8 protein-coding genes and 2 pseudogenes are annotated in these 13,089 nt (G+C 57.2%); 1 reads left to right on the forward strand and 9 read right to left on the reverse strand.

Annotation, left to right across the window (positions count from 1 at the left end; translation table 11 throughout):
• Positions 1-319: 319 nt before the first annotated feature.
• The 3 genes and pseudogenes from PH586_RS21540 to PH586_RS21550 form a co-directional block, all read right to left on the reverse strand.
• The gene (locus PH586_RS21540; RefSeq protein ID WP_271349860.1) at positions 320-505 is read right to left on the reverse strand and encodes a helix-turn-helix transcriptional regulator; all 186 of its coding nucleotides are present in this window, start codon (positions 503-505) and stop codon (positions 320-322) included.
• 463 nt (positions 506-968) lie between these two features.
• Positions 969-1,493, reverse strand: a pseudogene (locus PH586_RS21545) (IS21 family transposase); the annotation flags it as partial.
• A 137-nt stretch (positions 1,494-1,630) separates the two neighbouring features.
• Positions 1,631-2,797, reverse strand: coding sequence for a hypothetical protein (locus PH586_RS21550; RefSeq protein ID WP_271349861.1), 1,167 nt, complete (start codon positions 2,795-2,797; stop codon positions 1,631-1,633).
• A 290-nt stretch (positions 2,798-3,087) separates the two neighbouring features.
• On the opposite strand from PH586_RS21550, the gene PH586_RS21555 reads away from it, so the two are divergent.
• A complete protein-coding gene (locus PH586_RS21555) occupies positions 3,088-3,819 on the forward strand; it encodes a hypothetical protein (RefSeq protein ID WP_271349862.1) in 732 nt (243 codons plus the stop codon).
• A 178-nt stretch (positions 3,820-3,997) separates the two neighbouring features.
• Here the strand turns inward: PH586_RS21555 and PH586_RS21560 are convergent.
• From PH586_RS21560 to PH586_RS21585, 6 genes and pseudogenes are all read right to left on the reverse strand, one after another.
• Positions 3,998-4,270 (reverse strand): annotated as a pseudogene (locus PH586_RS21560) (IS3 family transposase); the annotation flags it as partial.
• 732 nt (positions 4,271-5,002) lie between these two features.
• Entirely contained in the window at positions 5,003-5,896 is an 894-nt protein-coding gene (locus PH586_RS21565; protein WP_271349863.1) for an efflux RND transporter periplasmic adaptor subunit, read from the reverse strand.
• The gene (locus PH586_RS21570) at positions 5,893-7,905 is read right to left on the reverse strand and encodes a preprotein translocase subunit SecA (protein ID WP_271349864.1); all 2,013 of its coding nucleotides are present in this window, start codon (positions 7,903-7,905) and stop codon (positions 5,893-5,895) included. Before PH586_RS21570 ends, PH586_RS21565 begins: the two co-directional genes overlap by 4 nt.
• A gap of 7 nt (positions 7,906-7,912) precedes the next feature.
• Positions 7,913-10,060 (reverse strand): efflux RND transporter periplasmic adaptor subunit, encoded by a 2,148-nt coding sequence (locus PH586_RS21575; protein WP_271349865.1) that lies wholly within the window; start codon positions 10,058-10,060, stop codon positions 7,913-7,915.
• 25 nt (positions 10,061-10,085) lie between these two features.
• Entirely contained in the window at positions 10,086-11,894 is a 1,809-nt protein-coding gene (locus PH586_RS21580) for an efflux RND transporter periplasmic adaptor subunit (protein ID WP_271349866.1), read from the reverse strand.
• 383 nt (positions 11,895-12,277) lie between these two features.
• Complete coding sequence (locus PH586_RS21585; RefSeq protein WP_271349867.1) at positions 12,278-13,087, reverse strand: SapC family protein; 810 nt, start codon at positions 13,085-13,087, stop codon at positions 12,278-12,280.
• Positions 13,088-13,089: the final 2 nt, after the last annotated feature.

Raw genomic sequence — 13,089 nt, forward strand, 5'->3', positions numbered from 1 at the left:
TACTCACACCCCTTAGCATGTATCTCTACCAGGCATCCCAGAGGGTGCCTGTACTCCTTGGGTAGGTACCTAATGCAAGCATCACTGCCTGCTAGTAGCCTGAATGAGTAGCTATGAAGGCATACTACCAAATACCGAAAAAGCAGCTTTGCTTTCCAGGCTAGCACTCAGGCAAATCCGCTCCAAACCCCAGCAGACCCAAGCAAGCTTCTACTCCGGCAAAAAAGCATCATGCCCGGATATTCTCCGGGCATGATGCTTTTTGACTCCGGTGGAGTGAACTCCCCCTCCGCGGGCTCTGACCCTTACTATCCCATCGTCAGGCCAGATCCCGCTCCTCGACTCTGGCCAAGATCCAGTCCTGAACCTCGCTCTCTAGCCAACCCACACACCGGTCCCCCAGTGGAATCGGCTTAGGAAACGAGCCCTCTCCAACGTACTTGTAGACTGTCGATCGAGCCAAACCAGTGGCATCGATAACGTTTTTCAGACGAATTATCCTCATGAACGTGGTCCTCCTGTTCGTTCAGAGGATTGGGGGAACCTGTAGAAGATTACTGACGGGCAGAAGATCAGCGGCCAGCAGCCACGTCATCACCCAGCTAGCGAGCCCACAGCCCCTACAGCCAAGCCAAACAGCCACTTAATACAATCGCAACTCATCCGACCAAACCCAAATCTCACCCGCAGCGATGATTTGATCCGCACGTAACTGCAATTAAAAAACGCGCAGACACTGACATCCAGAAGGATGGCTGAGCGCAGATGACCCATCCACCCCCCCCAAGGTATCTACCCCCAGCGTGATCATCAGTCAGCCCCGATCAGCGCTGGTATTCCCCCAGTGACCTCAAACCTTCCTCGCAGCCAGCCAGCCGAAGGAAGGGTGGCAACAGTACTTTCTGCAGGGAAAAGGAACACTCCCATCATTAGCATGCGTGGTAGCCGAGCCAATCCAGCAGTTGCTAAGACCAGGTGGCCCCCGGTCAAGGTGTAGCTGGAGGCACCGAGTACCGCGACGAACACCTGCGCCTGACGGGTCTCGCCGCTGTGACAGTCGATCACCGGCACCGCCTGGCCGACATAGTCGACGAACAGCGTCTCGCCGACTCGATACTCCTGGCGCAGCGCCAGATCCAGCTTGCCCTGCCAGGCCTGGTAGTGGCCGCAGAACCAGCTGTACTGGAAGCCCTGTGGCTTGCTACCCAGCCAATGCTCCTGCCAGAGCAGTGCTAGGGTCAGGGTCAGGGTCACGCCCGGCCGGCGTAGCTCAGTGTGAATCGACGGCCAGTCAGGCATCGGGCTCTGCCCGGAGGGAACTGCGGGTAGCTGCGGAAACAGCCGCAGCTCCAAGTCAGCATCCGACAGCACGCTGACAAGGGCAAGGAAAGCCCGGCAGCGTTGTGGCGAGTCAGGGCCGCTGGGGCAGCGACCTACCGGACAGGCAGGCCAATATCAAACTTGAGGCGTGGTACCTCTCGAATTTCACGCATGGATAAACGCTCTACGACAACCTTTCTGCTTCGAAAGAAGGCTGATGGTAGTGAAGAAATCCTGCGTTACTGCATGCCTGACCGGGTGGCCGGATCAGCGTGGAATCGGTGGCCGGAGGCCACGGAATCCGTAAAGGTCACCGAGGACGAGTCAATAAACCAGAACGGTATCTATCCTCAAGTGGAATATCATCCTCCTGCTCGTATGTGCGATTCAGGCTTTTTAGCCACATATTGACATCAAGCCCTCGCAGCATCTCAGCCTCAGCTGGGATCACCAACAATGCCCAGTACTCGGTATAACCTCGTACCTGCTTGGATGGCGGCAGCACCATGCACTTGAACTTTCCCCCGCACAAATTGGTCGTCTTTTTGATTACGGCCTTGATCTGTCGAGCCCAAGTCACGGCTTCCTCATGTAACAGCAAAACAAGATCCCCAGGATTGCCAAGCTCACTATCGGAGCCAACATATTTAGATCCCAGATGTGCAAAGTCCTGCCGAATGCGTTCAAAGAGCTCATCAATACTAGGGAAATCCTGTTCCAGAGCATCAAAATGCTCCGAGAGAAGAAAGGATGCGTATCCATCAATCATGGCCTGCAACATTGGCGTTAAGCGCAGCCAATCTGTGGCGTCGAAGAGACCGTCGACTATATAAGAACCATGTCCAAGCTGAAGGGGGCCGATTTTATTTCTCCTTGCAGCAGAAAAAATATTGCGAGCTGGCCAGACCTTGGAGGCATGCCTGAGAACTAAGGGATACGGTTCAGTCTGAGCCTTCAGCATCTGATGCCCTAGATTCAAGATGTAAAGGCTTTTGGTTGGTTTGAATAGCGCTCGCCCCGTAACACCTGGGACAGTTGCACGGATATAACACTGGGCTTCCAACGTAACCAGCCGCTGGCGAAGTACCTCTTTCTTCAGACCTGTTAACTCACTGAGATCGCGTAGACCAAGCCCTCTAACCACTCCGAACTCATCCGCATGAGCAAGCAGAACTCCCAGCAAGAGACGATTGGCGTAGAGAAGACGCTCTGCCCCCTGACTCAACACACCATTCAAGAGCCGATCAATGCATTTATCATGCATCGCTTTTTGCTTCGCCCCCCCACCCAAACTTAGCTTTTCGGCAAGGGCCTTCCTGATACAGGTGTAGCTGCTAGATGGCCTACCAAGCCTACCTTCTGTAGCTTGCTGTGACAGTAGTCCTTGGGCAACAAGTTGCTTAATTGCATCACTTGCCACCCGATCCGTAACCCCTAGATCCTTCGCCAACGCCTTCACGCTCAGGGCCACAGCCATGCCTGTTCCGTACAGTTGGACGAACCTAATCAGGACGAACTTGCCCCCCGCTGAGCATGTCATAATCCGCGCACGTAGCAAGTCGTTAATCATATAACCACCAAAGCCAATGAAGGCAATTTTCGATTATATACTGTTTTATACAGCCTGTATTTTTACGATAAATCACTCCGTAACGTTACTCCGCAACATGACTCTGTAACAGGCACTAGCAACTCTAAGTAACATAACTCCGTAACATGACGCCGTAACAGTGCTACCATACGAACTGAAATTTTTCTGAGGTAGGCATGGGCACAACAATCGACAAATCACGCCTGAAATGGATAAACAGCCACGACCGCGTACAGATGCAATGGGCGTGGCAGTACCTATCGACGAAAGATGTAGACACTCAACAGCATGACGGCGCTGCCCTAGTTCCCTTGATGGCTTCATGGCCAGATGACGCGAAACACAGAGAGCTGCTGCATTTAATGAGCGCTGCTTGGCGTCAGAAAAAATGCCGGAGCCAAAGCCCTGGCAAAAAGGCTTACAACTTCCTTTTGCCCACCTCCGCCCAGGCAAACCTGAAGCATCTCGCCCGCATCAGAAGGACAACCATCACGACAGCACTGGAACAGCTCATCACCGACGCCCTAGAGGCCGAGAAGCGCCACAATCAGATACTGAAGGACCGACAGGATGAACAGAAAGGCAAACTAGCAGAGATGAAAGCAAAACTTGATGCGACTAGGGAAAGGGCAAAAGAGCAAACAAATGAGCAAGCCAATAAGATTTCAGAACTTGGCAAAGTGGCCAAGCAGCTAGCTGCTGAGGTGTCTACACAGCTGAAGAACTTGTACGAAGCGCAGCTCCAAGCCAACAGCACCCTCAATGAGGAAGATAAAGCAGCAGTGGACGAGCTCGTTCAAGAGGCGCAAGAGGAGATCAAAGAACGTTTGGCGCTACCCAAATGGCTAGATGCTTTTAACTCAAGGCCATATTTTTACAAGCCCAGCAAGGCTAATAGCGGAACCTAGGGCCAGCGACAGATAAGACAGAGCACCCAAAACAAAAAGCGTGTCCGGCCTACACACTCGCGACTCATCTCGCCAGGAAGACACAACGGGCAATCAACGGGTGCTGGCTGGCTGCGCCTAACGAATAAGAATAGGTCGCGCATAAGCTTCGCTACTAGACTGGCGAGTGGTGTCATGCACTACCTGGGTTGTCGTTACTCACCCGCGGCCCTCCGAGCGACGGAGTGATACTCAGATGGTACAGTTTGCTCAGCAGCGCCACCAACTTCATCGACGCGCCGTTGCCCGAATGCAGCATCATGGGTTGGCGCGCACAGCGCTCGCCGAGCACGGTACGATGTATCAGTTCGGCCGCCCACTCGCCGCTTTCTTGCTCGTAAACCTCCCAGCCCACAACCTTGTGAGTGTAGATATCCTCGATCAAATACAGGTAGTAATACTGCCCGCGCACCTGCAATTGCAGGCGCGAAAAAAGAGGGGGGGTGCGACGAACCCCGGGTTCTAGCTAGTTGCGAAGATACGGGAGCACCAGAGGCCTGCCGGGCGGCCGGCAGTCGAGGATTGCCTATGCACAAGGGAGGCAGACAAGGCGGATTTCCGGTAGGGGTATAAGTAGGGGGTTTTTTCTGGATACGAAAAAGCCCGGTCCTTGCGGAACCGGGCCAAGTCATTGAAAATCATGGTCGGGACGGAGTGATTACACATGCGGCATGCTTGCTCCCCGCACGCCCCCCCCCTGAATACTGATCACGAGAGCAGCATGCACAATCTCGAAACCGGGTATAAAACCGGGTATAGAACTAAACGATATTTGACCAACCCCAGTACTCAATGAGCTTCGCAGCCATACTCCCCATTTAACGTCTAAGCGCGAAGCCGGATTCCGGCACAACCACGCAGACAAAAGTACCCCGCAAAGCCGCACGCTTCCGGGGTATTTTTCTTTGATGTCGGCTTGATGCCTGGTGAGCCGGGAATAGCCCAGAGCCCCGTCCATCAGCCGGCACCCGCGCCATACCATTGGGCCTACGATCACGTTCGCGGAGGGTGGGACCTGGCGCTATCGCATCAGACTACGCAGAGGCCAGACCGGCGCCTATGCCCCATTGGCGTCCTGGCAGAGGAGCGCGGACCGCAAGATCGCGGCCACGTTCGGCGAAACCTGTCATCGAGACAGGCAGGATCAGGGCGACGCCGACTGCACCGTCCGCTCATGCATTTGCGGGTTGGCGGCCACCGCCTGAAGCGCGGGAAAAACCACTTGGCAACGAACACCACCAGGTATCAAACCGTTCTGGTTTAGAATTTCCAGCCGTACTCCGAACATGCCACTGGCCGCGTCAAACACGCTGTCAACAATGGTGACCGAGGCCGCGTGACTCCCCAAACCTCCCTCAGGCGTGACGGTCCCAGTCATACCGACTTGTAACTTCCCATAGGCTTCGAGAGGTAAAGCCACTTCGACAAGAAGCGGATCAATTTGCGCGAGTTTCAGAATAGGTCGGGGCCCCGTCCCTGACTCGGCAAGGTCGCCGGGATTAAGCATCCGGTCGACCACCACTCCAGCAAGGGGGCTGCGCAAGGTACGCTGATTCAATAAATCCACGGCATGCAAATAATCATATTTGGCAAGTTCCTGATTCTCCAGCGCATCGTGAAGCTCGGCTTCGGCGATGCGCATTTGCGCATCGGCCTCATCCGCTATCTGGGCAGAGATCATATTCTTCTGCAGCAGCACCTCGATGCGGCTGAGATTCTTCTTTGCAAGCTCCAGACGGCTCTTCGATGATTGAATACGTCCATTCATCTGCGCACGGTACTTGGCTATTTTGACGGCCGATTTCTCGACGCTAGACTCAAGCACTACCAGCGTTTGTCCTTCCTCGACTCGATCGCCGCGCTTAACCAATATCTTATCGAGCAAGCCGTCAGTTGGACTGCGCACTTCGACCGTTTGGTAGGGGCTGATCAAACACTCGAACACCCCCTGCGATGCAGCAACAGGCGCGCTGGTCGCAATAACCGCAACCAGACAAATCCCGGTTTGTGCTGAAATGAATTTCCGATTTCGCCTCACTCTCCTCTCCCCGAAAAAGCCAACACCTGATGTAAACGCCGGTCGAGTTTCATTGTTTCGCTGCGCACCCGTTCAGCTTTATTCTCAGCGGCAAATTGCGCCAGCGCCTTCAGCAACCAGTGGATTGGCGCCGGCAGTTTCCCCCCGCGTTCGATCAGCTTGCCGACCACACGGGTCGTGCCAGGGGCATAGGCCGTAAAGATCTCATCCTCCAACGAAACGATGACCTGGCAACTGCCAGGGTCGCCCTGCCGCGCGCAGCGCCCAAACAGCTGGCGGTCAATCCTGCGCGACTCATGGTATTCGGTGAGAATGACGTGCAGGCCGCCCTTCTCGGCGACACCGGGGCCAAGCTCTATATCGGTGCCGCGCCCGGCAATGTTTGTCGCCACGGTAACCCGACCAAGCAGCCCCGTCTGGGCGACCACTTCAGCTTCGCCAGCATCCTGCTTGGCGTTCAACAATGCGTGCGCGATCCCACGCTGGGTGAGAACGGCACTTATGTCTTCGGAAGCCTTCACCGAGCGCGTGCCGATCAACACCGGCCGCCCTTGCAAGACGGCAAGCTGTTGCACCGCATCCGCGACGGCATCCCATTTCTGCGTAGCCGTTGCACACACGCGGGCGCATTCGAAGTGGCGCTTCGAGGGTTTGTTCAGCGGCACCCTGGTACTGGAAAGCCAGTAAGTGGCCTTGATCTCCCGGGCCACCTCACTGGCGGTACCCGTCATGCCCGACAGGCGGATATAGCGACGAAACAGCCGTTGATAGGTCAAGCGCGCAAGGGTTTCGCGCCCCTCGGTCAGCTCGCAACCCTCCTTGATCTCGATCAGCTGATGCAGCCCTCGTTCCCAGGAGCGATCGGGCATCACCCGCCCCGTAGACTCATCGACGATCTGTACCTTGTTGTCAGCCACCACATAGTGGCAATCACGCCGGTATAGCAGTTCTGCACAGAGTGCCTGGGTCACCAGTTCCTCGCGCGCGCGGACCGAGCCCCACACGCCCTCGGCGCCCACACTGGCCGCAATTCTGCCCTTCCCCGCCTCGGTCAGCACCGCCCGCCGCTCTCTGATATTCAGGACAAAGTCATCCAGTACAGTCAGCCTGCGGGCGAGTTCAAGGGCGAGCCCATAGTCGTTCAGTTCCTGGCGCTGACTGATGGGCGACGACAGGATCAAGGGCGTGCAGGCCTCATCGATGAACACGCTGTCGGCCTCATCGACAATGGCGAAATAGAGCCCGCGCAAGACTAGCTGCTGGTCACGGCTACCTGCACCATGCAGTGCCTCCAAGGCCAGGTGCAAGCGACTGCTCCTGCGCGAGAGCGTCACCCCATCGCGTAAATAGTCGAAAGCCAACTCCTTGTTGGTGCAATAGGTGATGGCTTGCGCATAGGCCTCGCGCTTGGCCTTGCTGGGCATCCCCTGCACCACGGTGCCGACGCTCAGCCCTAGAAAGCGATAGAGCGGCAGCATCAAGTCCGCATCGCGCCGAGCCAGGTAATCGTTCACCGTGATGACATGTACCGGGTAGCCCGCCAGCGCCACCACACACGCCGGCAGTGTGGCCGCAAAGGTCTTGCCTTCCCCGGTGGCCATTTCGACCAACTTGCCATCGAGCAACGCCCAGCCGGCCATCAGTTGCGCCGCATAGTGCCGCCGGCCCAGGGTGCGCGAGGCCGCTTCGCGCACCAAGGCAAAACACTCCCCGACCAGGGGTGGGCTAAAGCCAGCACGGCGAAGTCGCGCCCGCATCTGCTGTGCATGGAGTTGCAGCGCCTCGTCCGTGCACGCCCTGAAGCCTTGGTCGTGCACGTCGGTCAGCGCAACAATCTTGCGTAACCACGCGCTGGAATGACGCAACCGGTCGCTTACCGGGGCGATTAGCGTGGCGAAGAGGAAATCCGCGACCCGGTCATGCCACCTGGGCTGAGCTTCGGCCCGCTCTGGATAGGGACGCGCGGCGGATAACTCGACACTATCCGCCAGGATGTCGGCTCTGCTCATTGCCTGCCTATATGTTGAAGTGCGAGAGGAACATCAAGCGGATGCCGCGATACCATTGCATGGCTAAGGGCTCCTGCTCATGGCTGAAGCGAACGTAGACGCGCTCGCCCCAGAATACTCGTTCGGGGTTCTGCAGAAGCTCGACATCGAGCTGGAACATGCGATGCAGAGTTTTGGCGCTCGCCTGTTCCCGCGGATCGATGACGATCTTCCCGCCCCCCTCCGTCGAGAGGGCGCGGCTCGGCAGCGTATCGGTGCCGGCCGGGGCAAGGCGCACGATTCGGCCCTCGGACGCCAGTTCGGACCGGTGCACGTGACGCACGGCAACGTGATCGGTCGCCAACCGCACCCGGTCCACTGCACTCTGATCCACGACCACCCGGACCAGCAGTCGTCCCTTCTCGACGACGTAGCCGAGCAGCTCGCCCTTTTGATAAAAACGGCCGGGAATATTTTCCGACTGCGGCAGGATAAACACGCCATCGGTACCGGCCCGAACGAGCAGTCCATCAAGCCGCTCACGCGATCGGGCCAGTGCAGCCCCCTCGGCCTCGAGTTGCTCACGGATGACATTGGCCTTGGACTTATCCGCGACGAACTCTGCGCCGTACTCGGCTTGCAACTCGGCCACCCGGGCTTCGCTCAATCTGACCTGGGCATCCAGCTCAGGATCATACGACTTGACCAGGACCTGCCCCTTGACCACGCGCGTGCCCGGCTTAACCAATATCTCGCCGATAAAGCCATTGACGCCTGAGCGCACCATGGCCTCATCGGCAAACCAGATCACCCCTTCGGCATCAGAACGAAACGGCATCGGCACGAAGAACACAAAGGCCACGAAGGCCACCAGCACGCCCAGGGTAATCGAAACGGCGCGGGTCCTTTTCACACTCAACGCGGGGCTATCAAAGAGGTACTTCACACCTTTGCCCAAGGGCATCACGATCATCGAGATAACCGCCCAGATCGCCAGTACCACGCCAACCACCAGGTAATGACTCGCTACGAACAGGGCAATGGTGACTGTGACAAACACGCGGTATATCGTTGAGGCCGGCCCATAGAACAGAAACCAGGCTTTCTCGCCTGCCGTGGCATGCGGCGGCTCAGCGTCCGATACCCCATAAACATAGCGCCGCAGCAAATACTCCCAGTAACGCAGTGAACGGGCGGCCAAGTTGGGCGTTTCGATCAGGTCGGTGAGGATGTAATAGGCGTCGTAGCGCAACAGTGGGTTGCCATTGAACAGCAGCGTGGTAAAGCCAGCAATCATCATCACGTTAAACAACACCGCGCGCAGGACTCCGGGCTCGATCAGCAGCCACCCATAGAAGGCGATTGCGGCGACAAACAACTCGGCCAGCATACCGGCCGCGCCGACCATGGCCCGCTGATACTTGGACCTGAATGCCGTCGCCGCAGAGGCGTCAACATAGGGAACAGGCATCAGCACCAACAGCATCAGCCCAATATCATGCACCTCGCCACCACCGGCCTTGGTGGCCGAGGCATGGCCTAGCTCGTGCATTGCCTTGATCACTGGAAAAACCAGCCACATCAACAACAGGTTGTCGACGGCCAGCACGCGATCAGAAAAGTTGTTGGACAGCGCCTGCCAGTTCGGCGCAACCAAAGCCAGTGCTGGCACGACTACCAGCAGCCAAAGCAATCCGCTCCAGCGCCCCCAAAGCAAGCCGATCAGGTTTGGGAAGCGGTCAAGAAAGGTGTCTGGGTCCCACAACGGGATACGCACAGACATGGGGTTCATATAAGTACGTCTACGCTGCATTTTTTGCTCACGCGCACCACGATCGAATACCTCACTGGCATCCGGCGTCACGTCGTTTTGCAGCAGGTCGGCGGTATGCAGCTGACCGAGCAGGCTGATGATTTCATCCTGGGTTGGCGCCTCGTCCCCCAGGCGCTTGTTAGCCAGCTCCCACAGATTTTCCACGGTGCGCTTGCCGTCCATTGAGGCAATCAGCAACCGTGCCGCCGGTGTAAAGCGGTGCACGCGGTTGGAAATCGGGTCCTGCAACAGGTACCAGACCTGATTGCGGTAGCGATGTCGATACAGCCGCGCGTGCGAGCGCAGCCGTGGTTTGAGCGCCGCAACGCGATACCAGGCGCTACTCAGGAGTGGCGCACTCACCCTTGCCAATCCTTGGTACGGATCATCATGGCATCCACTTCCAGGACCATAGACGGAACCAATCGACCAGGCTGTGGGTAAAGATCCAGATCAATTTGCGCTCGCCGACCGACACCTTACCAACGCCTTCCATACCGGGCCGCAATCGATCGGCAGGCCCATCGATCTGGGCCTCGACCCGAAAGTAGTTCGTGCCGTCTTGCGAGGTCGACACTGGCGTCACCTGCTTCACGGCAAAGTGCATGACGTTGTAGGGGATCCCGGACAGGGCCAGGCTGCCCGTCTGACCGACTTCAATTTGTGAGATGTCGCGTTCGTCCACATTGAGAATCACCCGATAGGTATCGAGCGGGGCAATTTCAAACAACACCCGCCCCTGCTCCACCGGCGAGCCCAGCAGTTGCCTCAGGTCGCCGGAGACGACAATCCCATCGAAGGGTGCCGTCAGCGTCGCGCGCGCGAGCTTCTCCTCGGCCAGTGACAGCTGCGCCTGAGCCTGGTCGATCTGTGCCTGGGCGATGGTCATGGCCGTTCGATCCTGCTGCGCCAGGGCCTGCCTGAACCTGCGCTCCGCCTGTGCGTGCTCGGATGCCCAACGAATCTGATCCAATTTCAGATCGCGCTCATCCAGTCGACAGAGCACCTGCCCCTTCTTGACGGTATCGCCGGCGCGAACCTGTCCCTCTGCAATGTAGCCGTCATATGGCGCTGCCACAGCGCGCTGTAACGCGCCTTCGACCACAGCCTTGGAGGACACCCGGTAATCCGTTTGATACAGGCTGAAAAAGACGATGATCAGCGCGACGACCAGGGCAATCAGCTTGACGCCAGAATGACGGGGGCCGAAGAGTGCTTGCGTACCTCTGGAAAAAGCCTCCCGCAAGCGCTGCAAAGCACTTCGCTCGTTCTGTAACTTGAGCCAGAGAATCGGCCCGAGCAACAGCCCGGTCGTTTCACACAGACTGACTTCTTCGGCGGAAAAGCGCACACCTTGTGTCCGCTCCAGGGTAATGACGCCGACCACTTCGCCGCCGTCGATCAACGGTACAGAGCAGACCGCCACATCCCTCAGCTCTGTCGCCAATTCGGCATGAGCCAGCAGCCCCAGTGCCTCCTCATCCGCAACTGGGTAGACAATCACCGCATCAAGATCCAGCACTTCGTCCATGGCATCGCCGATATGCCGGACCAGATTAGCCTTGCGGTCGAATTTGGCCGTATCGGATATCGCCTTGACTTCGATGCAACCCGATTTCTCACACCCAAGGCTGACCCGGTCGCACTCCAGGCGCGCCGCCAGTTCATTCACCACGGCAAGCGCAGAGGCACCGAACTGGTATTCCTGGACAGCCGTCGCCACGAGGTCAGAGGCAAGCGAAAGCCGCTCCAGGCGTGCGGCATAGACATCCAGCGTCTGTTGCCGGAACCGATCGATCAACCAGGCGCTACCCCAGTGCATCAAGCGCAGGGCACGCTGTAGCTCTTGCTCTGAGGGGTTTTCAATATCCAGAATCACCGCACCATGCAGCACCCCTGATACTTCAATCGGATAACCCACAAAAGCCGATTTCGGGGCTCCACCTGCACGGCCTTGCCCACGTCGCTCAACCGCAACTTTCTCAACAACCCCTCGCCGCTCCTTAAAGACCTGATCGACGATGCCTCGTCGCTCCTTGAGTGCCTTCTCGGCAGTCGAACCCAGATATTGCATATTGCGTGAGACATCTGGCCATACGGCTGCTGCACTAAAGCCACCGTCTTGATCTGGCCCCAGGACAAGCAGCGCCCCACTAACCCGCTCGATCTGAGGACACAGGATGGCCAGCCAGCTCATCCAGAACTCACTGCTATCCTTGGGCGAAGCAAAGCACGCCCAAGCGGCTAACTCTGCCTGTGTGTGTGTATCGTTCAGTTGAGAGTGAATCGATGCACTGCTCAATCAGAGGTCCCTTATCTTCTTAAATGCGAGCCACGACATGGACGCTCGACAACTTAGGTTTTTCCGGGCTGCCTCTAAAACCACCCCCAGTTCGGTGGAACTTCTCCCGGCCTGACTTTGCTGTCAAACGTGAGACTGCCAAGCAGAATACAGCGTTAAACCTGTGCCAAGAGATGCCCCCTCATGGCTCCAGAGTAACCCTGGCCTGATAAAGCCGCAGCCGCACAACCGCGTGCAGCAAACCCTTGCCCAATAGCAAGGGTGTGCAACACCTGCGATTAACCTTTGCGTTTAGCCCCTTTGCCATCTGCTGCTTTAGCCTCGACTGCCTCGGCCCCTGGCTCGTCAGTACCGCCCTTACCACCATGAATCAGGACCAGGCGGTCTTTAACGGCATTGAAGTTGTGCATGGACTGCAAGTGCAGGTAAATCAACTCCAACTGGTCGGTCTTGGCCAGCTCGGACAATACCTCTCCAGGCAGCTCATTGAGCTTCTTGCGATTGACCACCATGAAGCCGTTGAGCGACATCTTCTCGCCCGAGCCTAGGGTGAATTGCGCCTCCATGGGCTCGAGTAATTCGAGCTCGGTCAGCTTTTTGCAGAACTGCTGGGTCAGCAGATGCTGGCCACGGTAGTCCTGCAGGAACTTGAGCACGCCATCGACATAGGGCGTAGCTTTACCGTCCTCGGTAAACAACGGCTGCCCACGCCCCTCACTATTTAGACCCGGAAACTTTTCGTCGATGCACAAGGTGAAGGTTTTTTCATCTGCACTGCTTGAGAACACGAACGGGTAACGGCGAACAAAAGCCGGGATGTATTTCGCCTGCCAGGCACCATCCTTTGATAGGAAGAGGTTTTCATTACCGCGCACCCCCAGAATCACGACCGGGGTCACTGTATCGGCGCTCCCTGCAAATACGATTGCGTAATCCGATGCCGCCAGCGGAAACTCAACCGCCATCAATGGCAACGAGTTCAAATTGCGGACAAATGAATAATCGCTGCCCACATCCACCGAGCACTGAGCATGTCGCCCACTGTTGACTGGAACGGCTGTTTCGTAGATCAGTTGTTGAGTGGTCATCA

Source organism: Pseudomonas aestuarii, assembly GCF_027988105.1.
GTDB classification, from domain to species: Bacteria; Pseudomonadota; Gammaproteobacteria; order Pseudomonadales; family Pseudomonadaceae; genus Aquipseudomonas; species Aquipseudomonas aestuarii.